Below are 21,553 nucleotides of genomic sequence, written 5' to 3'. Positions count from 1 at the left end.
ATTCACGACCACACGAGCCAATACCGCCTAAACGTGCTGCTTCCTGACGGAAACCAACTTGTTTCATTTCGATACGGGTATTGAATGTGCGGGCAAATTCTTTGATTAATTGTCTGAAATCTACACGCTCTTCGGCAGTATAATAGAAAATAGCTTTTGAACCGTCACCTTGGTATTCAATATCACTAATCTTCATTTTTAAGCCTAAGCGAATAGCAATCTCACGTGATTGCTTTTGAATACTAGGTTCTTTATCACGGCAACTCTGCCATTTATCAATATCTTTTTGAGAGGCTTTTCGGTATATTTTTGGGAGCGCATCCATATCTACGCGCTCATTTTTCTTTTTCATTTGTACACGAACCAGTTCGCCAGTAAGTGTAACAATCCCAATGTCATGACCTGGTGACGCCTCGGTAGCAACCACATCGCCCATGCTTAGGGTGAGGTTTTCGTTATTGTGATAAAAGTGTTTCCGTCCATTTTTAAAACGCACTTCCACTCCTTTAAAAGGTTCCATATCGGCAGGAAGTGACATATTGGAAAGCCAGTCAAACACCGTTAATTTATTACAGCCATCGGTACCGCAAGTTCCGTTGTTTTTGCATCCCTTTGGCTGTCCGTTGGCGCCTGTGGCACAGCTTGTACAGCCCATATTGTATATATATAGCTCATTTTCAAAAGAAAACGAGACGAAGATTAAACATTCTCTTGAAAAGTAAAGATACCAATAATTGAAGAACCTACTTCTTAAACTTTAGTTTTTCTGAACGACCTTTTTTAAAGATTTTGTTACTATTCGGAATGCCTTTTCGAAGCTCTTTCTGCTCATCATAAGGAAGCTGAATAACTTCTTTACACTCAGTGCTACAACAGGTTTCCATAGCTTCGGAACATGCTTCACATTGGATAAAAAGCAAGTGACACGCTTCGTTAGCACAATTTACATGTGTATCGCAAGGGGTGCCACACTGATGGCAATTGGCAATTATGTCTTCGGTAATTCGTTCCCCTCGACGGTGATCGAACACAAAGTTTTTACCAATAAATTTATTGTCCAAGCCTTTATTTTCCACTTGACGAGCGTATTCAATGATGCCGCCTTCAAGTTGATATACATTTTTAAATCCTTTGTGTTTGTAATAAGCACTGGCTTTTTCACATCGAATTCCACCAGTGCAATACATTACTAGGTTTTTATCTTCCTTATGGTCTTTTAAATCGGCTTCAATAATGTCCAGCGAATCGCGAAACGTATCTACATCAGGTGTTACGGCGCCTTGAAAGTGACCAATTTCACTTTCGTAGTGGTTCCTCATATCGACTAAAACCGTGTTGGGATCATCGATAAGTTTGTTGAAATTTTCAGCATCTACGTGCACGCCTTTGTTCGTTACATCAAAGGTTTCATCGTTTAAGCCATCTGCAACAATTTTTGGTCTAACCTTTACTTTCAGTTTTAAGAAAGATTTCAAATCGTGCTCAATGGCGATATTCAATCGAACGCCATTCAAGAAATAGATAGCGTCGATAAATTCTTTAAAACTTCCGAAGTTCTTGGCAGGTACTGAAAGTTGGGCGTTAATCCCTTCGTGTGCCACATAAATACGGCCTAGAACATCCAGCTCGTCCCAAGCGATAAACAAATGATTTCTGAAAAGTTCTGGATTGCCAATCTTGGCATATTGGTAAAAAGAGAGGGTCAAGCGGTCTTCGCCTGCTTGTTCCAATAAATCGGCCCGCTCTTTTGCACTTAAGGTGTTGTACAGTTGCATGCTATACTTTTTTTGAGTGAAAAGAATAATTTAAAAAATAGTGCGGCAAAAATAAGCAAACCCTTCGTTTTTGGCAATAAAAGAATGATGTTCATGATTTTTTGTATTTTAGTAGAGACTTCCCTCTTTAACCAACCGAATTGATTTTAATAGGATGAAAAAATTACTTTTTTTTCTCTGCTTGCTTATATCAACAAGTGCAATCTGTCAAGTAACGGCTATTCCCGATGAAAATTTTGAAGAAGCTCTAATTGACCAAGGTATAGATAGCGACGATACTATAAACGGGCAAGTTCTTACAAGTGATATTGAAAAAGTTGTAGAGCTTGATGTGTCATATTGGGGAATAGAGGACTTGACCGGGTTAGAAAATTTTACAGCCCTAGAAATTTTAGATGTTACAGCTAATTATTTGACAACACTTGATGTAAGCAATAATGTTGAATTAAAGGAACTTTATTGTGGTGAGGATTCAGTAGGTTTTACCATGAATTTTTTCTTCTTTGGACTTTAGCAACAATGTAAACCTTGAGATACTCTATGGTGAAAATTTAGATTTCGAACATTTAAATGTAAAAAATGGAAACAATGCTATACTAACTGTTACATTTCCTTGCGAATTTGAGGGAGAACCTTGTGAGTTAACAAAGCTAAATTGTGTTATGGTAGATGACGAAGCTGCGGCTAATAATCACGAACCACCTTATTCAAACTGGTTTATACAAGCCGATTATATATACTCTGAAGACTGCACTTTAGACAGTTCTTCTGAAAAAGAAAAAGTGCTTTCCATCTACCCCAACCCGGTAAAAGACAAACTGATTATAAAAAATACAAAATTTGAAACTTCACAATTAAGCCTAAGTACTTATACCATTCAAGGAAAAGCGGTAGTTTCAAAAAACATTCAATTTGAAAATGAAACCTCAATAGATGTTTCTGATTTATCTTCAGGGATGTATTTTATCAGTATAGAAGATAAAAATGGAAAAACGTCTACTCAAAAATTCATGAAATTTTGATGTCTTCTTCAGAATACAATTACCTTAAAAATAGTCATGTAGAATTCATTTCAGTTCTGTTAACAAAAAAATTAGTTTCAGGGTTTTTACTTTTGTAGTAAAAGCAAAGAAATAGTACCTTAGCCTACTGACTTATTTACAGCTAAAACACACACTATGAGCAAAGAAAAAGAAGCAAAATTAAAAGCGTTAAAGCTTACACTAGATAAAATGGATAAAACGTACGGAAAAGGTACGGTTATGAAAATGGGGGATGCTGCAGTACAAGAAGTAGATGTAATCCCAACAGGATCATTAGGACTTGATGTAGCATTAGGTGTAGGAGGATATCCAAGAGGAAGAGTAGTTGAAATATACGGTCCAGAATCTTCAGGTAAAACAACGTTAACCTTACACGCTATTGCTGAAGCACAAAAAAAAGGAGGTATCGCCGCTTTTATTGACGCAGAACACGCTTTTGATCGCTATTATGCCGAAAAACTAGGGGTTGACATTGAAAACTTGATAATTTCACAACCAGATAATGGGGAACAGGCATTAGAAGTTACCGATAACTTAATTAGAAGTGGTGCTATCGATATTATTGTAGTCGATTCAGTAGCGGCATTAACACCAAAAAGTGAGATTGAAGGTGAAATGGGTGATAGCAAAATGGGGCTTCACGCTCGGTTAATGTCACAAGCCTTGCGTAAACTAACTGGTTCTATTAGCAAGACTCAATGTACGGTTATATTTATCAATCAACTACGTGAAAAAATTGGGATAATGTTCGGTAATCCAGAAACCACAACTGGTGGTAACGCTCTTAAATTCTATTGCTCTGTTAGGCTTGATATTCGTCGTTCTACTCAAATTAAAGACTCAAACAGTGATGTACAAGGGAATAAAACCCGTGTAAAAGTTGTGAAAAATAAAGTAGCACCACCATTTAAAACGGCTGAATTTGACATTATGTACGGGAAAGGAATCTCTAAAGTAGGTGAGGTTGTCGATTTGGGTGTTGATTTTGAAATAATTAAAAAAAGTGGTTCTTGGTATAGCTACGACGAAACCAAATTAGGGCAAGGTCGTGACGCAGTTAAAACATTGCTTTTAGACAACCCAGAACTTATGGAAGAATTAGAAACCAAAATAAAAGACGCCATAAAAGCCCTTAAAGAATAAAAAGGTACATTCTACACGCAACCTTTTGGAAATTAGGGTATCTACAGTATGTAGGGCCTTGATTATTAGTATCGTTTGCACTGTAATTAAGTAATAACCATCAATAACCACGGTACCGCATTTTGACTTTAAACGAGCTCATACTAAAATGTAAGAAGCAGGACAGTAAGGCACAGGAAGCATTGTACAAACAATATTCCGGCATCTTATTTGCCATTTGTTTGCGGTATTCACCCAATAAAACCGAAGCCGAAGACAATTTACAAGACGCTTTTATTACCATTTTTAAAAAGATTGAGCAGTATAAAGCAAAAGGCTCTTTTGAAGGTTGGATAAAACGAGTAACCGTCAACACTGTACTTCAAAAATATCGTAAACAAAAGATTTACAATATAGATGATGAAGAACGAATAGAACAAGAAGACGAAGTAACAGTAGAAACAGAAACGGTACCGTTGGATTTTTTATTGAAAATTATCCAAGAATTACCAGATCGTTACAGACTAGTATTTACATTATACGTCTTGGATGATTATTCACATAAAGAAATAGCCGAAATGTTAGGAATTAGCGATGGCACGTCTAAATCTAACTTGGCAAGAGCAAGAGGAATTTTAAAGAATAAGATAGGCAACTATAACCCTTAAATTAACGTATATAAAGTAGAACTCCCCTCTATGAAAAACAAAAAGCACATAGACGAGCTTTTTAAAGAGCGTTTCAAAAACCATGAAATGACTCCACCTCCACACGTTTGGGATAATATTCAAGCAGAATTACAGGAAAAGAAAAAAGACCGGAAAGTAATTCCACTTTGGTGGAAACTAGGCGGTGTAGCTGCTTTATTGGCGTTGTTGTTCACTGTTGGAAATTCAGTTTTTAATACCGAAGAAACCAATAATAGCGTGGTAACTGAAGAAACCAACATTATTGAGAATTCTGAAATAGAAAAAGACGGAGAAGTTAAAACAGGAGAGGATATTTTTAATACTACACAAGTAGCTTCAGAAACAGAGAAAAGTACAGAGAAAACAGGGGACAATACACCGACCGAAAAACAATCTTCAGATACAAACAAGGCTTCAAACAACAACTTGAATTCACAACAAAACAATACATCTGCTGTTGCTGTTGAAAATACTTCGGAAGAAATCAAAAATCAAAAAAACTATAAGTCTTCTTCTGAAAAAACAAATATAATTACTGAAAAAAGCAATAGAAAATCTGACAAAAAGGCCGTTGCAATTGCTTCGAAAACGGATACTAAAAATTTAAAAGATAGTTCGAAAAACGATAGCAATACTGCCATCGCTTCTGAAAAAACTAGTTCAAACCAAACAAATCAACAACGGAAAAAAAGCACTGACCTAATCAATAAGGAGAAAAGTATTTCCGAAGAAAATAAAGTTGAAACGGCTACTGCTAAAACACAAAGTGATGTAATAAAAGAAACTGAAAAGAAATCTATCTTTGACGAAATTGAGGCCACTAAAAAAGTAGAAGAAGCTGTTGTTACATCAAAAAAACCACAAAATAGATGGGATGTAGCTCCTAACGTAGCACCTGTTTATTATAGTTCTCTTAATGGTGGGTCTTCAATAGATCCTGCATTTGCAGATAATTCACAAAACAGTGACGTTAATATTAGCTACGGTGTTCAAGTTGCGTATAATATTACAGATAGATTAAGCATACGTTCTGGTGTAAACAATGTAAATCTTGGTTATGCAACAGGAGGTATAGATGTGGGTACAGGTCCTGTGGCGTTTGGACTCAGAACAATTGATTACAATGGGAATGGAGAAATAGTCATTGCTGCTGACAAAGGAGCCTTGGAGAATATAAGTCCGATGGACGGATTTGGCTCTATCAACCCAAAATCTACCGGTGGAAGCGCTCAAATTATACAAGACATTAGTTATTATGAAGTACCTTTAGAAATAAAATACGCCCTTTTAAACAATCGCTTTGGCATTAATATGATTGGCGGGGTAAGTACACTCTTTTTAGGTAATAATGAGATTTCAGTTGAAGATGGCGGTTTTAGGAGTGTATTAGGAGAAGCTAACAACCTTAATTCATTAAGTTTCACTACGAATGTAGGAGTTGGTTTTGATTATAAAATTAGTAAAAGATTAAAGTTTAATGTTGAACCTATGTTTAAGTATCAACTTAATCCATACACAGACTCATCTGTAGGATTTAAACCATATTACATTGGCCTGTATAGCGGGTTGAGTTTTAAGTTTTAGGTTAGTGCCAATTTTTAAAGTTTAATTGGCACATTTTTTAGTTGGTTAGGTTTGGGTGATGCCAAACATGATTAAAGAAAACCGTTCTTCGCCATAGGACGGTTTTTTTATATCGTAGGATTAAGTAGCTCCTCTTCTATTATGCTATGTGTAGTATGGTTCAACATCCGCCTATCTTCCATACTTAATATTTTAGTGGGTAAGGTTTCTTGAACTTTCACCCGCATCTTACCTGGACTAGCTGATAAAAAAGAATAGGAAAACCTTTTTTTATTGTCATGGAACGTCATCGGTGCAATAGGAATTTGATGATTTATTGCCAAACGAAAAGCCCCATCTTTAAATGTATCCAAAACTATAGTGAGGTCGTCTGGAACACGACCCTCAGGAAAAATACAAACGCTTAACCCTTGATTCAATTTATCTTGTGCCCTTTTAAAAACTTCTAGCCGACTTTTGGGATTATTACGGTCTACCAAGATACATGTACGTTTATAGAAAAAGCCGAAAATGGGTATTTTAGACAATTCCTTTTTTCCTACAAATACAAATGGATTTCGGGTTACATACAGCATCAACATAATATCGGCCATCGAGGTGTGGTTCGCCACGAACATATAACTTTGTCCTTTTTTATATCGGGTTTCGCGTTTTATTTTAGGAATAAAACCCATCCCGAATAAAATAATGGTCGCCCACAACCGCGCCAAAGCAAAAAAGAACGGATACCACTTTTCACGGAGAATACTTATCAATAGTACTGGGAAGAGTATAATAATAGGTACCGAAAGAAGGATATAGAACCAAATACGGTATAAAAAAATTAAGAAGTAGTTTATTATTTTCATTCAAAGGCCAAAAGTAATGATTTGAGGCGTATCAAAAAGGTAAAAAAAGTACCTTTGCTGAAAATCGATTATTAATTAAAATAGATTCCCGTTTTTTCGGGAAATTATTATGTCTAGAATACTCACAGGAATACAAAGCACAGGAACGCCACACTTAGGAAATATTTTAGGAGCCATCAAACCTGCAATAAACATGGCAAACGACCCTAAAAATGAATCGTTTTTGTTTATTGCCGATATGCATTCCCTAACGCAAATAAAAGATGCTGAAACGTTACGAAACAACACCTACAGCGTTGCAGCAACCTGGTTAGCTTTTGGATTAGACATAAATAGAGTAGTTTTTTACCGTCAAAGTGATGTGCCACAAACAACAGAACTTTCTTGGTATTTAAGTTGCTTTTTTCCGTACCAACGATTAACACTAGCGCACTCTTTTAAAGACAAAGCTGATCGCTTGGAAGATGTAAATGCAGGTTTATTTACATACCCAATGTTAATGGCAGCCGATATTTTACTTTATGATGCCGAAGTTGTTCCCGTAGGAAAAGATCAATTGCAGCATATTGAAATGACGCGCGACGTCGCCTCCCGTTTCCATGCTAAAATGGGCGAAACTTTTGTGCTGCCTGAAGGGAAAATTCAAGAAAACACTAAGCTTATTCCCGGTACCGATGGTTCAAAAATGAGTAAATCGAACAATAACTTTATCAATATTTTTTTGCCTGATAAAAAACTTCGGAAGCAAATAATGAGTATTGATACTGACAGTACACCTTTAGAAGAACCGAAAAACCCAGATACGTGTAATGTGTTTGCACTTTATAAATTGTTAGGTTCCCCTGAACAAGTATCTGAAATGCGCGGTAATTACGAAAACGGTGGCTACGGCTACGGTCACGCCAAACAAGCCCTTTTTGAACTGATAACCGAAACCTTTTCTGAAGAACGCACTAAGTATAATCACTACATCAACAATTTAGATGAAATCGATGAAGCGTTAAAAGTTGGAGCCGAAAAAGCAGGAAAAGTAGCTGATGAGGTGTTGAAACGCGTTCGTAAAAAGGTAGGATACTAAATTAACTGAAACAATTTGCCCGGTAACGGCCGCACGACACCTTTTAACTCCATATTTAACAAAATAGTTGCGGCCTTAAAAGTAGGAATTTGGCATTCTAGCGCAATAATATCTAACAACTCTTTGTCCTTTTCCTTTAAAAAACGATAGACTTTTTTCTCTTCCTCGGTCAGTTCAACAAAAAGTTGAGTTTGCTGTGGTGTTTTGTCTTTATCTTCTACTTCCCATCCTAATTGGTAGATGAGGTCAGCAGCATTGGTTAGCAAATGTGCCTGTTGTGTTTTAATTAAGTTATTGCATCCTTGGCTTTGCTTATCGGTACTTCGGCCGGGTACTGCAAATACTTCTCGGTTATAAGAATTTGCAATATCAGCGGTAACAAGACTTCCCCCTTTTTCAGCAGACTCTATGACTATGGTAGCTTCAGATAAACCAGCAATGATACGGTTACGCTTTAAAAAATTGTTTCGGTCAAAAGGGTCATCGCTCCAAAATTCGGTGATAAAGCCGCCGTTTTTCTCCATGTTTGCAACATACTTTTTATGTACTTTTGGATAGATTTGATTTAACCCGTGTGCTAAACACGCGACGGTTTGCAATCCATTGTCCATTGCCGCTTTATGAGCGGTAATATCGACTCCATAGGCAAAGCCAGAAACAATAACTGGATTAAGTGGCGCTAATTTTTCAATTAATTGTTGACATAAAACACTTCCGTAGGTTGTTGCTTTTCGAGTACCCACGATACTAATAATTTTTTTGTTCTTTAAATCGATGTTTCCGCTATGGAAAAACAGAATCGGACCGTCCAAACAGTGTTTCAGGCGTTCGGGATAGGTTTTATCAAGAAAGTAACTGTATTTAATTTTTTCTTCTTCAATAAAACGGAGTTCAGCTTCAGCTTCTGTAAGTTGTTGATTTTCGTTGAGATCTTTCAGCTTAAAGGTCCCTATTCCATCTACTTTTAGCAAATTATGCTTTTTCTCTTTAAAAATAGCTTCCGCAGAACCTACGGCACGCAATAATTTTTTAGCAGACGTATCGCCCAAATTAGGAGTACGCTGTAAGGCAAGGGTGTAAAGTAATTCTTTTTGTGATAACATAAGGCTACATATGCAATCGGGGAGTAGTTAAAAATACACTTTTTTAAGTTGTTGATAAATTTTAAGCCGAGTAATTGATATACATGAAAATTTAATCTATGTTTGTTAGTATGCAACTAGCCACTTACATAAAAGACTTACTATATAGGTATGAGTGTGTTATCATTCCGGGGTTTGGTGCGTTTTTAACGCAATATCGTTCCGCTAGAATCGATGAAGAAACCAACACTTTTTATCCACCTGGAAAATCACTTTCATTTAACAGGCAGTTGCAAACCAATGATGGGTTATTGGCAAATTATGTTGCTTCAGTAGAAAACTGCAGTTATGAAACAGCTGTTCAAAAAATTCGAAATTTTACGGCCAACATATCCCTTCAACTTACAGAAGGTGAAACCGTTTTACTTAAAAACTTAGGTGAGTTTGGATTGAACGCTGAAAAGTCAATGCAATTTATCCCTTCGGAAACTGAAAATCTTAGTACTGCATCTTTTGGGTTAAGTGCGTATGTTTCAACAAAAGTAAACCGCGAAGAATATAAAGAAAAGGTTGAAACCCTTGAAGAAAAAGCACCTATCCATTTTACACCAGAGCGTCGCACAGCCAAACCGTATTTAAAATATGCTGCAATTGGCTTGATAGCACTTACTTTAGGTGGTTTTGGAGGTATGAAGCTATACGAAAGCCAAGTACAAAAACATAATTTTGCAGCAAAGCAAGAGGCCGACAGCCGTATAGAAAGCCAAATTCAAGAGGCGACTTTTGTTATAGAAAACCCATTACCAGCATTAAAAATTACCGTTCCAAAACAAACTGGAAAATATCATATCATTGCTGGAGCCTTCCGTATGGAAGAAAATGCCAAGAAAAAAATAGCACAACTTTCAGATAAAGGATTTTCTGCAAAACTGATTGGCGTCAACAAATATGGCCTACACCAAGTTGTGTACAGTAGTTTTGAAGACAGACGAGAAGCCCTGCAAGAACTGCGGACCATTAAACGTAATGAAAACGAAGCCGCTTGGTTATTAGTTAAGGATCTTTCTAACTAAATAATAACCCCTTTCTTTATTCCATTTCATTAAAAACGAATGTACCTTTGCAAAAATTTATTTTGCAATGGAATCTAGAACATCTTTAGAGTCAAGAACTATTATTACAGACCTAGTGCTTCCTAGTGAGACCAACCCTATTGGTAACATGTTTGGAGGTGAATTATTAGCTAGAATGGACCGTGCAGCTGGTATTGCTGCCCGTAGACATAGCCGTCGTGTTGTAGTAACAGCTTCGGTTAATCACGTAGCTTTTAATAAAATGATTCCGCTAGGAAGTGTTGTTACCGTAGAAGCTAAAGTGTCCCGAGCCTTTAAAAGCTCCATGGAAGTATTTATGGATGTTTGGATTGAAGACCGCGAAAGTGGTATGCGCAGTAAGGCTAATGAAGCTATTTACACTTTTGTAGCTGTAGATGAAATGGGAAGTCCAGTGCCAATTCCCCCTTTAAAACCAGAAACAGAACTGGAAAAAGAACGCTACGAAGCTGCTTTACGAAGAAGACAATTAAGTTTAGTCTTAGCAAAAAAGATGGATCCAAAAGATGCAACTGAGCTAAAAGCACTTTTTAAGTAAAGATGAAATTTTTGTAGAAATTAGAGAAAAACTGATTTGTTACTATTTATTGATTGTATCTTAGCTTTAATTCAGAAAAAGCGATCAATAATTACACATGAATCAATCAATTCATCCCACGTACGCTTCAATTTTTGAAAAAGATTTAATAGAAGAAATTGAACAAACTGCTGTCTTTAAAAAAATTCCCCAAGACACAACCTTAATTAATATTGGCGATTACGTAAAATCAATGCCTTTACTTCTCTCAGGTGCTATTAAAGTGCTTCGTGTAGATGATAACGGCGATGAATTATTAATGTACTTTTTAGAAACTGGTGACACCTGTGCCATGACCATGTCTTGCTGTTTGGGGCATACCAAAAGTGAAATTAAAGCAGTAGCCGAATTAGATACAGAGCTTTTAATGATTCCTGTACAAAAGATGGAGGAATGGACTGCTAAATATAAAAGTTGGAGAAACTTTGTATTTGAGAGCTATCATAGCCGTTTACAAGAATTATTACACACAGTAGATACCATTGCCTTTTTAAATATGGATGAACGTCTGTTGAAGTATTTAAAAGAAAAAGCTAAAGTTTCTGGTGATACTACGTTACACACTACGCACCAAGAAATTGCTTACGATTTAAACACCTCCAGAGTTGTGATATCAAGACTTTTAAAGAAACTGGAGACTATGAAAAAAATAAAGCTAAAGCGAAACAGCATAACATTACATTCCTTTTGATTGCTCTATGTAACATAAGATACGTTTGTAAAAAAGCATTTATCCTACTTTTGCCTAAAATCATTTCAGTTTAATGGATATCACTCAAATTTTAGGATATATTGGGGCTTTAGCAATTGGTATTGTTTTAGGTTTAATAGGTGGCGGAGGTTCAATTTTAACCGTTCCCGTACTTGTTTACTTACTGTATGTCAACCCTGTTACTGCAACAGCTTATTCTTTGTTTGTTGTAGGTGTTTCAGCTTTAGTGGGAGCTATTCGAAATATCCAAAAAGGATTGGTAGACTTTAAAACAGCTATCGTTTTTGCTATTCCCGCTTTTATAGCTGTCTACACCACTCGAAAATTTTTAGTACCAGCAATACCTGATCAACTTTTTGAAATTAATGGTTTTTTAGTAACTAAAAACATCGCTATCATGGTGTTTTTTGCTATAATCATGTTTGTGGCTGCCATTTCGATGATTAAATCAAACGGTAAAAAAATAACTTCTGAAACAACAGTTGTATATAATTACCCATTAATAATTATTGAAGGAATTGTAGTAGGACTATTAACAGGAGTCGTAGGTGCTGGCGGAGGTTTTCTTATTATTCCAGCGTTGGTTTTGTTAGCAAAACTACCCATGAAAAAAGCCGTAGCCACTTCTCTTCTTATTATTGCTATAAAATCGTTAATTGGTTTTATAGGCGATGTTGAAAACCTAGACATAGATTGGACTTTTCTATTAATTTTCACAACCATTTCAGTAGTTGGAATATTTGTAGGTACTTGGTTAAATAAGTTCATTGACGGTAAAAAACTGAAAAAAAGCTTTGGATGGTTTGTATTGGCGATGGCCTTATATATTGTTTTTAAAGAGTTCACTAAATAAAAAATGATGGAATCTTTAAATGAACCCTACTGGGAAAACCGTTATAAAAACAAGGATACAAAATGGGATATTGGGTATGTTTCCACACCGCTAAAAACTTATTTTGATCAACTTACCAATAAAAGCTTAAAAATCTTAATTCCTGGAGGTGGTAATTCATATGAAGCAGAATACCTTCATAATAAAGGCTTTACAGAAGTCTATGTAGTAGATGTTTCAGAAACTGCTCTACAAAACTTTAAAAAAAGAGTACCTACGTTTTCTTCTGAAAAATTACTACATCAAGACTTTTTTAAGTTAGAAGAAACATTCGATCTTATTATAGAACAAACTTTCTTTTGTGCACTTAATCCTTCCTTACGTGACGAGTATGTTTCAAAAATGCATCAATTGTTAAAACCAAAAGGGAAGCTAGTGGGTCTGCTTTTCAACTTTCCCTTGACCGAAGACGGGCCGCCTTTCGGCGGAAGTGAAGCCGAATATAAAAAACGGTTTTCACCTTTCTTTAAAATAAAGATTATGGAAACTGCTCATAATTCGATACCTGAAAGAAAGGGGAATGAACTGTTTGTCATGCTTCAGAAAAAATAAGCTGTATTTCTACTCGGTAGGTAACCAATGTTACTGATAGTAATTTGCTACTTGCGTATCTTTGTTATATAATTTAAAAAATAGGTGTTATGAAAATAAAACAGTTTGAATATAAGCCACTTTCGCATTATTCCTATGCTATTATAAGTGAAGGCAAGATGGCTTTAGTAGACCCAGAACGTAACCCGACGCAGTATTATAGGTTTGCCGAAGATAATAACGCACAAATTGTTGCCGTGTTTGAAACGCATCCGCACGCCGATTTTGTAAGTTCTCATATGCAAATCCATAAAGAAACAGGTGCAACTATTTATTCAAGTAAAAAAACAGCTGCAGACTATCCGCATACGTCTTTTGATGATGGCGATACTGTGAAAATGGGAAACATAACCTTTACTGCTATTAACACACCGGGGCATTCCCCAGATAGTATCACCGTGCAGGCTACCGAAGCTGATAATATTGCCTTATTTACTGGCGATACTTTATTTGTAGGCGATGTTGGTCGTCCAGATTTACGTGAAAAGGCAGGTCATTTAAAAGCGAAACGCGAAGAGTTAGCTAAGATGATGTTTAATACCATACAAACCAAATTCAAGCACTTACCAGATAACGCATATGTTTATCCCGCCCACGGTGCCGGTTCTCTTTGCGGAAAAGGCATGAGCGCCGATGCTTCTTCAAGTACTTTAGGTAACGAACGTATCGGTAATTGGGCTTTTAAAAATCAAACAGAAGAACAGTTTATCAACCATTTATTGAGTTCGCAACCATTTATTCCGCATTATTTTGGGTACAATGTCGCTATTAATAAAGAGGGTGCTAAAAATCTTTCTGAAAGTATAGGTGTCATTCCTTTACAACTTTCTGTTTCTGAAAAGAAAGGTGATATTTTAGTAATCGATACACGCGATGAAGCAACTTTTAAAAAGAAGCATCTACCCGAAAGCATTAACATTATGGCCACTTCCAAAACTTCTAAGTTTGAAACTTGGCTAGGCTCTATTGTTAAACCAGAAGAAGAATTTTACGTAGTTGTGAATTCCGTAGAAGAAGCAAATACATTACTCAACAGGATTGCAAAAATTGGCTATGAAAAGCAAGTTAAAGCAGTTGTAACATTAAGTAATGACGATTTAAAAAAATCATCAGAATTTAATATTTCAGATTTTAAAAACAATAAAGAAGCCTTTACAATTGTGGATATACGCAATGAAAGTGAAGTGGAAGAAGGAAAGATTTTTGAATCAGCATTGACGATCCCATTGCACCAATTGAGAGAACGTGTTTCTGAAATTCCAACGGAAAAACCTATTGTGGTTCATTGTGCAGGAGGTTATAGAAGTGCTGCTGGTAGTAGTATTCTGGAAACTGAACTTAAAAACACTACTGTATTCGATTTAAGTGATGCGGTAACTGAATTTAAAAACTAAATTCTATGGATTTAATATATGAGTCTTGGCCATGGTATGTCGCCGGCCCTTTAATTGCTTTGGTTATGTTTTTATTGCTCTTTGCAGGAAAGCAATTTGGCATGTCTTCAAACTTACGAACCATGTGTTCGGCAGGTGGAGCCGGAAAAGTAGCCGATTTTTTCAAATTTAATTGGAAAGAAGAGCGCTGGAATTTATTAGTTGTAGTTGGTGCCGTTATCGGTGGATTTATTGCCTCTCAATTTATGTCTAATAACACGGTTGAAATCAATCCAGAAATAGCCGAACAGCTTTCTAATGATTACCAAATTAATAGTGCTGGTAACGCCTATTTACCGCCTGAATTATTTTCAACCGAACAATTATCAAACCCATTTGTGTTAGGAGTTTTATTGGTTGGCGGTTTGTTGGTAGGCTTTGGCGCTCGCTATGCAGGCGGATGTACATCTGGTCATGCTATTTCAGGGTTAAGCAACTTGCAACTTCCTTCGTTAATAGCCGTAATCGGGTTTTTTATTGGTGGCTTAGTAATGATTCACGCCATTTTCCCCATAATATTTTAAAAGTATGAAACAGCTAGTTTATTTAAGTATTGGTATTTTCTTCGGAATTATAATGTACAAATCTGAAGCAGCTTCGTGGTTTCGAATTTATGAAATGTTTCAGTTTGGGTCTTTCCATATGTACGGAATTATAGGTTCTGCTTTGATTTTGGGAGTGATAGGGATTCAAGTAATAAAGAAGAGGAACCTCAAGGCGATTGGCAATCAAGAAATGAAGTTAACACCTAAAAAGAAAAGCTTTGCAAGATATGCAATTGGCGGAATTATTTTTGGCTTAGGTTGGGCATTGGCGGGTGCTTGTCCCGGTCCCATGTACGTTTTGGTTGGGTCAGGTTACCTTTCTATTTTGGTGGTAATTTTCGGGGCTTTGCTAGGCACGTTTTTATACGGACTCATAAAAGATAAATTGCCACATTAAGTTACATTTTAAAAATCCAATCCGCCGGATTCATACGTTTGGTGTTTTGGTAGATCAGAAATTTCATGGTGGTTTTTCCAGTAGCCGGGTTACTAAAAACAGTTCCTAGTTCTTGCTTAGTACCAACATTATCTCCCTTTTTAACGGTTACTCCCGCTAAATTGTTATACACTGTTATGTAGTTACCATGTTGTATATAAATCGCCTTGTTTGCTCCTTTTAACTGCTGTATTTCTAACACTACTCCTTTAAAAATAGCACGAGCTTTTGCTCCTTTTTCAGTTGCAATTTCCACACCGCTATTAAATGTGGTTACATTGGGCAGTTGCGGGTGCCTATGTTTACCATATTTTTTAACTACCACGCCACCTTTGGTAATAGGCCAAGGTAATTTTCCTTTGTTACTAGTGAAGTTAGCAGCCAGTTCTTTTGCTTCAGCATTTAACGCAAAAGTGGATTCTCGAGTATTGTCCACTTTGTTTCCGGAAGCTTTATTAGACTTTGCAATGGCTTCACGAATCAGCTTGTCTATCTGTCGATCAATCTCATCGGCTTTACGCTGTTTTTGCCTAATTTGTGTAGCAAACTTGCCTTCATCTTTTTTCAACGACGCTACAAGGGCTTGTTGATCTTTCTTTTCTTTAGCGAGTTCGTTTTTGGTTTTTCGGTTTTGCGCAATTAACTCCTCTTTTTTGCTTTTTTGAGAAATCAAATCTTTATTTAATTGCTGTAACTGTGCAGTTTTTTCTTTTATGCTTTCACCTTGCTCTTTGCGATGCTTGGCATATTGTTTCATATACTGCAAGCGTTTGTATGCTTGTAAAAAACTTTCCGAAGACAATAAAAACATCACCCGACTTTGCTGCGACTTACTTTTGTACGATTTATTAATCATCGCCGCATAATCTTCTTTCAGTTCTTTCAGTTCGGTTCTTAGATTGTCTATTTTGGTAAGGTTATCATTAATTTCACGGGTTAATAGATTGGCTTGTCTATTAGTAACGCGGATTAAATTTTCAGTAGCGCTAATACGTTGTTCCAAATCTTCCACTTGCGTCAACACCGATTTTTCTTCCTTTCGGGTTTTAAACAAAAGAGAATTGATTTGCTTAATCTCCTGTAGAATCGATTGGCGCTGTTCTTCTAATTCTTTTTGCTTTTCAGATTGGGCCGAAACGGTAGCCGCTAAAAACAAAAAGCACCCTAATAAAAGATATGTAGCAAAATTACTGCGCATTATAATTGAATTTTTTCATACCCATCCGGAATGTTAAACGGGAAGCCAATATTTACATCCAGGTCTATTTTTTTATAAATAACGTCAATATTTGTTTTACTATCTTTTTCAGAAGTATTTATTTTTATTTCTGAAGGATAGAAATCAGTTCCCACTTTTTGATAGTCCGTATAACGAACGCTTAACAGCCTATCATCACTTGGTTGCGAAAGACTTTCAGAAGCTATTTTGAAATTTTCAGGATTTAAAAACAGTGAATGAATAAAATTTTGAGGTTGAATATTAGGTTGCAATTTGTATTTATTTTGAACCACCGTAGATTTATAATCTGTCTTGTTAATATCAAAAATAGATTGCCCTAATAAAATTGCCTGCGCTTTTTCAAAATTAATTTCAGTTCCTAACCAATCGCTTAATAAAGCGTAATTGCCGTCAAAATAAGTGCCGCCGATGGTTTCATAGTATTGAACCCGATCTGGGGTAATGTTGGCTTTCACCAACGTAATTCCCAATAACGAAGCTTTTACCCAAATGGTTTTATCCTTTTCCATACGCAGACTGACCGTTACGCTTTGTTGGGTGTCATCATCTTTGTAGCTAACTTGAATACGGGCAGCCATTGTTTTAAATTCTGGCGATGCTGCTTCGTGTGAGGCAATAATATTTTTGACTGAAAGGTTTTCTTTGGCTTCTTTTGAACCTTTAACTTTTTTTGCTGCTCCACAAGAAGAAAGTACAAGTGCAAAGGCTATTAAAATATATTTGGTATAACTCATGTATTAATTTGTTAGCTTAATTTGAGCAGCTTTTTCTGCATACTCAGTCGCTTTTTGGGTATTTCCCTTTAGCGTATAAGCTTGTTGTAATTGTTTGTAAAAATCCTGCTCCATGGTTGTGTTGTCAAATAGATAATCCAAACCACTACTAAGGCTTTCAATGGCCTCATCTACATTTTTAAGGTTATTATGAGCCACTCCGTTGATTAAATACAACATCGGTTGGGCAGGGAATATTGCCAAGGCATTGGTACTTAATTTTTCAGCAGCATCATACTTTTTTAAATCTATTTGAAGCAATAAGGTGTTTTTTAATAAACTGAAATTATCCGGATCGCCTTCAATTCCTTTTTCATAAAAGGTTAAAGCGGTTTCCTTTTGCCCTTTCGAGTTGTAGTACCCGCCTAACTGTTCGTAAATTATACCTGTATTTGTTTCGCTGAAGTTTTCCACTACGTTTTCCAAATCGGATTCATATTGTGGGTTTTTCTCAACAAAACCTATAAAATCACTTAGCACTTTGTATTTGCTTTCTTTTTCTATTTCTGGAGCAGAAAAAACAATATTCATAGATTTAAATGCCTCTTCCGTATTATTTTCTTCTAAGTAGAATTTATACAACGCTACATGAACTTGTTTAGAATTTGGTTGATTTTTCAACAACTCTTTAGCAGTAGCAAAGGCCTTTTCAGTATTACCTTCTTCGCTATACAAGTAAATTAACCCTAAGTATTCCTGCTCTTTCTTTGGGTTTTTACTTATACGGGTTTCCAAGTTTTCAATTTGTCCTTCAGTATCGCCTGTTTGCCTGTATATTCGAGCACGAAGGGCATTCCGGTAGTCACTTTCGCCCAAAGTTTCGTCCAAATCGTCCAAAACTTCAATAGCTTTATCAAACTGACGTGTTCGAGAATATAAATTAGCTAAATCTTCTTTGTAGTCTTCATCAAACTCAGTAAGCTGCTTTACCAAAGGAATTGCTGCATCATAATCGTTTTTTTGATAATATAAATCGTACAACGACTCTAAAACGTCCAACCGTTTGGGTTCTGTTTTTAAAACTTGCTTAAAGCTTACTTCAGCTTCTTCAAATTGCTTGAGTTCGGTTAAGTTTTTGGCTTTTTCAAACGCAACGACAGCTTCTAGTTTTGGATCACCTTTAGCGGCTTTTTCAGCTTTCCGAAGTGCATCGAGTGCCAACTCATAATTTTCAATTCCTTTTTGCTTTAAGGCTTCAAAAAAGTTTTCCTGAAAGGCATCGGTCACATTTCCTAAATCGTCAGTAGGTTGTTCTTCCACGGGTTCAGTTTCTTGCGCAACAGCTTGCTTCGGAATGAAAAGAATTCCGAAGAAAATTAAAACGATATATAAAAACCTTAGTTTCAAATGTTATGCCTGGTCGAACGCAGTCGAGACCTCTTTATTTCCTAAGTAAATTATACCCTCGACTGCGCTCGAGGGGATTCTTTGCTTTTATTTCAATGCTGAATAATCACCAATACTCACGTTGGTAAACTTACCGTCAAACGTGGCGTGATTACCAATCATCGCGTTGTCCAAAGTAGCATTTTTAATCTTCGAATGTGTTTGGATTATACTATTTTTAACGGTACTATCTTCAATTACTGTGCCTTTACCGATTGATACATGCGGACCAACTGTACTATTTTTTAACACAACGCCTTCGCCGATAAAACAAGGCTCGATTACTTCTGAGTTTTCGTTGGTATGATTATCTGCTATTAGCTTTTCGCTAGTTTCGGCAATAAAGCCTAACATTTTCTTATTGGTAGCAACGGTTACTTCTTTATTACCACAGTCCATCCATTCATCAACGGTTCCGGTTTTAAACACTTTTCCATCTGCCATCATGCGCTTTATACCATCATTTATTTGGTATTCGCCTCCGTGAATAATGTTATTATCCAACACGTATTGAAGTTCTTGTTTTAAAACAGCTACGTCCTTGAAATAGTAAATACCTATAACGGCTTGGTCGCTTATAAATTCGGTTGGTTTTTCAACTAATTCGGTGATTTCTTCTTTGTCATTCAAGTTTACCACGCCGTACGCTTCCGGGTTTTCTACTTTTTTGGTCCAAATAACGCTATCGGCTTCTTTGTCTAGGTTGAAATCGGCTTTAATTAACGTATCAGCATACGCAATTACCGCTGGACCTTCCAATGATGGCTCGGCACACATAATAGCGTGACCTGTTCCTTTTGGGTCTAACTGACGGTAAATAGTAGGTTTTGCTCCTAAACCTTTGGCTAATTCTTCTAAACTTTCAACGACATCATCCCCGAAAAATGCAGGGTCGCCCAGTATAAAAGCGATTTCATCTACTTTTTCATCTAAAATTTCAGTAATCTCAGTCACCAGACGGTGCACAATTGGTTTTCCTGCCACCGGAATTAACGGTTTTGGTATGGTTAACGTATGTGGACGAAGCCGCGAACCACGTCCGGCCATTGGTACGATTATTTTCATGATTTTTTTGTTTGTGGGGAGATTTAGGTTTATAGTTATTTTATTATTTATTTAGTCCCGGTGCTACCAAAGCCACCGCTTCCACGGGATGTTTCTTCTAGCGTTTCTACTTCTTCCCAAACGGCACGTTCGTGTTTTGCGATAACCAATTGTGCAATACGCTCGCCGTTTTCAATGGTAAAATCCTCGTTGGAAAGATTCACAAGGATAACGCCAATTTCGCCTCGATAGTCTGCATCGATGGTTCCAGGGCTGTTTAAAACGGTAATCCCTTTTTTTGCAGCTAATCCGCTTCGTGGTCGTACTTGTGCTTCAAAACCAATGGGAAGCTCAATAAATAAACCGGTTTTAACGATAGCACGCTGTAATGGCTTTAAGGTTGAAGATTCTGAAACATTCGCCCGAAGATCCATTCCAGCTGAAGCTATGGTTTCATATGAAGGAATTGGATGTTCAGATTTGTTGATTATTTTAACTTTCATGGTTGATTGCTTATTTACTTTAATGCTGAAAAATAAATCGATATTGTCTTCTTGCTCAGAATAAATTCGAGTCGAAAGGTGAAATTACGAAATACCCAGCAAAAGTACTAAGCTGAACCTAAAAATGAACAAAGTATTGTGTTTATTCAGAAAAGTATAACAATTGAAACACACAGGGCTTTAATTAAACCCAATCTTTCGGGTTTTTTAAACGCTCAACCAGTTTTTCTTCTTCACTTCCTGGTTCCGGTTGATGATCATAGCGCCATTGTACGTGAGGTGGTAAACTCATTAAAATACTTTCAATACGGCCATTGGTCTTTAAACCGAAGAGCGTGCCTTTATCGTGTACCAAATTAAATTCTACATATCGACCACGTCTTATTTCTTGCCAATCGCGGTTTTCTTGAGTGTATTCAATATTTTTTCTTTTTTCAACTATAGGCACGTAGGCTTCTAGAAAACTATCTCCAACTTCAGTTACAAAGTTGTACCAGTCTTCCATGCTCATCGTTTCGGTTTTCTTTAAATAATCGAAAAACAAACCGCCAATTCCTCTGCCTTCACCTCTGTGGGCATTGTGAAAATATTCATCGCAACGAGCTTTGTATTTAGGGTAGAAATTGGGGTCGTGCTTATCACAAGCTGTTTTACTCACTTGATGAAAATGTTTGGCATCTTCTTCAAACAAATAATACGGGGTAAGGTCTTGCCCACCACCAAACCATTGATCAACGATGTTTCCTTTTTGGTCATACATTTCAAAATAACGCCAGTTGGCATGAACGGTTGGTACAAAAGGATTTTTAGGGTGTAACACCAAACTTAAACCGCAAGCAAAGAAGTTTGCATCTTTTACGCCAAAATAATTTTGCATGCTTTCAGGCAATTCGCCGTGTACTTCACTAATATTTACGCCGCCTTTTTCGAAAACAGTTCCGTTTTCAATCACTCGGGTACGACCGCCACCACCTTCTTTTCGAACCCAAGGGTCTTCTTTAAAAGTAGCCTTACCATCAATGGTTTCAAGTTTTGAAGTGATCGTGTCTTGTAGGTTTTTTATGTAGGTTACGAATTTTTCTTTCATA

Annotated in this window: 24 protein-coding genes; 14 read left to right on the top strand and 10 right to left on the bottom strand. The window is 36.6% G+C overall.

Annotated features, from left to right (window positions below; genetic code table 11):
* Both AACZ92_RS02515 and AACZ92_RS02510 read right to left on the bottom strand, forming a co-directional pair.
* The coding region (locus tag AACZ92_RS02515) for a PSP1 domain-containing protein (protein ID WP_339696734.1) at positions 1-655 on the bottom strand (655 nt) is incomplete at its 3' end.
* Positions 656-743: 88 nt separating this feature from the next.
* Positions 744-1,775 carry a rhodanese-related sulfurtransferase gene (locus tag AACZ92_RS02510; protein ID WP_339696732.1) on the bottom strand — a complete coding sequence of 344 codons (1,032 nt, stop codon included), beginning with the start codon at positions 1,773-1,775 and terminating at the stop codon, positions 744-746.
* Positions 1,776-1,929: 154 nt separating this feature from the next.
* Here AACZ92_RS02510 and AACZ92_RS02505 point away from each other — a divergent pair, with 154 nt between their 5' ends.
* The 5 genes from AACZ92_RS02505 to AACZ92_RS02485 all read left to right on the top strand — a co-directional run bounded on the left by AACZ92_RS02505 (position 1,930) and on the right by AACZ92_RS02485 (position 6,213).
* Positions 1,930-2,289, top strand: a complete 360-nt coding sequence (locus tag AACZ92_RS02505) for a hypothetical protein (protein ID WP_339696730.1) — start codon at positions 1,930-1,932, stop codon at positions 2,287-2,289.
* Complete coding sequence (locus tag AACZ92_RS02500; RefSeq protein WP_339696728.1) at positions 2,279-2,797, top strand: T9SS type A sorting domain-containing protein; 519 nt, start codon at positions 2,279-2,281, stop codon at positions 2,795-2,797. Before AACZ92_RS02505 ends, AACZ92_RS02500 begins: the two co-directional genes overlap by 11 nt.
* Before the next feature lie 156 nt (positions 2,798-2,953).
* Positions 2,954-3,961: a recombinase RecA gene (gene recA / locus AACZ92_RS02495; RefSeq protein WP_339696725.1), complete on the top strand. Its 1,008-nt coding sequence runs from the start codon at positions 2,954-2,956 to the stop codon at positions 3,959-3,961.
* A 122-nt stretch (positions 3,962-4,083) separates the two neighbouring features.
* Positions 4,084-4,608: a sigma-70 family RNA polymerase sigma factor gene (locus AACZ92_RS02490; protein ID WP_339696723.1), complete on the top strand. Its 525-nt coding sequence runs from the start codon at positions 4,084-4,086 to the stop codon at positions 4,606-4,608.
* Positions 4,609-4,638: 30 nt separating this feature from the next.
* Positions 4,639-6,213, top strand: coding sequence for a hypothetical protein (locus AACZ92_RS02485; RefSeq protein WP_339696720.1), 1,575 nt, complete (start codon positions 4,639-4,641; stop codon positions 6,211-6,213).
* A gap of 107 nt (positions 6,214-6,320) precedes the next feature.
* Here AACZ92_RS02485 and AACZ92_RS02480 read toward each other — a convergent pair whose 3' ends face one another.
* Positions 6,321-7,061 (bottom strand): lysophospholipid acyltransferase family protein, encoded by a 741-nt coding sequence (locus AACZ92_RS02480; RefSeq protein ID WP_339696717.1) that lies wholly within the window; start codon positions 7,059-7,061, stop codon positions 6,321-6,323.
* Between the two features lie 109 nt (positions 7,062-7,170).
* Here AACZ92_RS02480 and trpS point away from each other — a divergent pair, with 109 nt between their 5' ends.
* Positions 7,171-8,139 carry a tryptophan--tRNA ligase gene (gene trpS / locus AACZ92_RS02475; RefSeq protein WP_339696714.1) on the top strand — a complete coding sequence of 323 codons (969 nt, stop codon included), beginning with the start codon at positions 7,171-7,173 and terminating at the stop codon, positions 8,137-8,139.
* Here trpS and dprA read toward each other — a convergent pair.
* The gene (dprA, locus tag AACZ92_RS02470) at positions 8,136-9,242 is read right to left on the bottom strand and encodes a DNA-processing protein DprA (protein ID WP_339696712.1); all 1,107 of its coding nucleotides are present in this window, start codon (positions 9,240-9,242) and stop codon (positions 8,136-8,138) included. The two genes, trpS and dprA, sit on opposite strands and share 4 nt — an antisense overlap.
* 98 nt (positions 9,243-9,340) lie before the next feature.
* On the opposite strand from dprA, the gene AACZ92_RS02465 reads away from it, so the two are divergent.
* From AACZ92_RS02465 to AACZ92_RS02430, 8 genes are all read left to right on the top strand, one after another.
* Complete coding sequence (locus AACZ92_RS02465; protein WP_339696709.1) at positions 9,341-10,294, top strand: SPOR domain-containing protein; 954 nt, start codon at positions 9,341-9,343, stop codon at positions 10,292-10,294.
* A gap of 67 nt (positions 10,295-10,361) precedes the next feature.
* Positions 10,362-10,871 (top strand): acyl-CoA thioesterase, encoded by a 510-nt coding sequence (locus AACZ92_RS02460; protein ID WP_339696706.1) that lies wholly within the window; start codon positions 10,362-10,364, stop codon positions 10,869-10,871.
* 97 nt (positions 10,872-10,968) lie between these two features.
* A complete protein-coding gene (locus AACZ92_RS02455) occupies positions 10,969-11,601 on the top strand; it encodes a Crp/Fnr family transcriptional regulator (protein ID WP_339696703.1) in 633 nt (210 codons plus the stop codon).
* A gap of 73 nt (positions 11,602-11,674) precedes the next feature.
* Positions 11,675-12,475: a sulfite exporter TauE/SafE family protein gene (locus tag AACZ92_RS02450; protein ID WP_339696700.1), complete on the top strand. Its 801-nt coding sequence runs from the start codon at positions 11,675-11,677 to the stop codon at positions 12,473-12,475.
* 6 nt (positions 12,476-12,481) lie between these two features.
* On the top strand, positions 12,482-13,066 hold the full coding sequence (locus AACZ92_RS02445; protein WP_339696749.1) for a methyltransferase domain-containing protein: 585 nt from the start codon (positions 12,482-12,484) through the stop codon (positions 13,064-13,066).
* Between the two features lie 89 nt (positions 13,067-13,155).
* Positions 13,156-14,499 carry an MBL fold metallo-hydrolase gene (locus tag AACZ92_RS02440; RefSeq protein WP_339696697.1) on the top strand — a complete coding sequence of 448 codons (1,344 nt, stop codon included), beginning with the start codon at positions 13,156-13,158 and terminating at the stop codon, positions 14,497-14,499.
* A gap of 5 nt (positions 14,500-14,504) precedes the next feature.
* Entirely contained in the window at positions 14,505-15,062 is a 558-nt protein-coding gene (locus AACZ92_RS02435) for a YeeE/YedE thiosulfate transporter family protein (protein WP_339696694.1), read from the top strand.
* 4 nt (positions 15,063-15,066) lie between these two features.
* Entirely contained in the window at positions 15,067-15,480 is a 414-nt protein-coding gene (locus AACZ92_RS02430) for a DUF6691 family protein (protein WP_339696692.1), read from the top strand.
* Position 15,481: 1 nt separating this feature from the next.
* Here the strand turns inward: AACZ92_RS02430 and AACZ92_RS02425 are convergent, their stop codons facing one another.
* From AACZ92_RS02425 to hemF, 6 genes are all read right to left on the bottom strand, one after another.
* Positions 15,482-16,717, bottom strand: coding sequence for a peptidoglycan DD-metalloendopeptidase family protein (locus AACZ92_RS02425; protein WP_339696690.1), 1,236 nt, complete (start codon positions 16,715-16,717; stop codon positions 15,482-15,484).
* Positions 16,717-17,493 carry a DUF4292 domain-containing protein gene (locus AACZ92_RS02420; protein ID WP_339696687.1) on the bottom strand — a complete coding sequence of 259 codons (777 nt, stop codon included), beginning with the start codon at positions 17,491-17,493 and terminating at the stop codon, positions 16,717-16,719. Before AACZ92_RS02420 ends, AACZ92_RS02425 begins: the two co-directional genes overlap by 1 nt.
* Before the next feature lie 3 nt (positions 17,494-17,496).
* A complete protein-coding gene (locus AACZ92_RS02415; protein WP_339696684.1) occupies positions 17,497-18,879 on the bottom strand; it encodes a tetratricopeptide repeat protein in 1,383 nt (460 codons plus the stop codon).
* Positions 18,880-18,966: 87 nt separating this feature from the next.
* Entirely contained in the window at positions 18,967-19,983 is a 1,017-nt protein-coding gene (locus tag AACZ92_RS02410) for a sugar phosphate nucleotidyltransferase (protein WP_339696681.1), read from the bottom strand.
* A gap of 47 nt (positions 19,984-20,030) precedes the next feature.
* Positions 20,031-20,465, bottom strand: coding sequence for a dUTP diphosphatase (gene dut, locus AACZ92_RS02405; RefSeq protein ID WP_339696680.1), 435 nt, complete (start codon positions 20,463-20,465; stop codon positions 20,031-20,033).
* Between the two features lie 184 nt (positions 20,466-20,649).
* Positions 20,650-21,552, bottom strand: a complete 903-nt coding sequence (gene hemF, locus AACZ92_RS02400) for an oxygen-dependent coproporphyrinogen oxidase (protein ID WP_339696678.1) — start codon at positions 21,550-21,552, stop codon at positions 20,650-20,652.
* Between the last annotated feature and the right edge of the window lies 1 nt (position 21,553).

The organism is uncultured Marixanthomonas sp. (genome assembly GCF_963974425.1).
In the GTDB taxonomy this organism is placed as follows: Bacteria; Bacteroidota; Bacteroidia; order Flavobacteriales; family Flavobacteriaceae; genus Marixanthomonas.
This window is presented reverse-complemented; position numbering and strand designations above follow the sequence as displayed.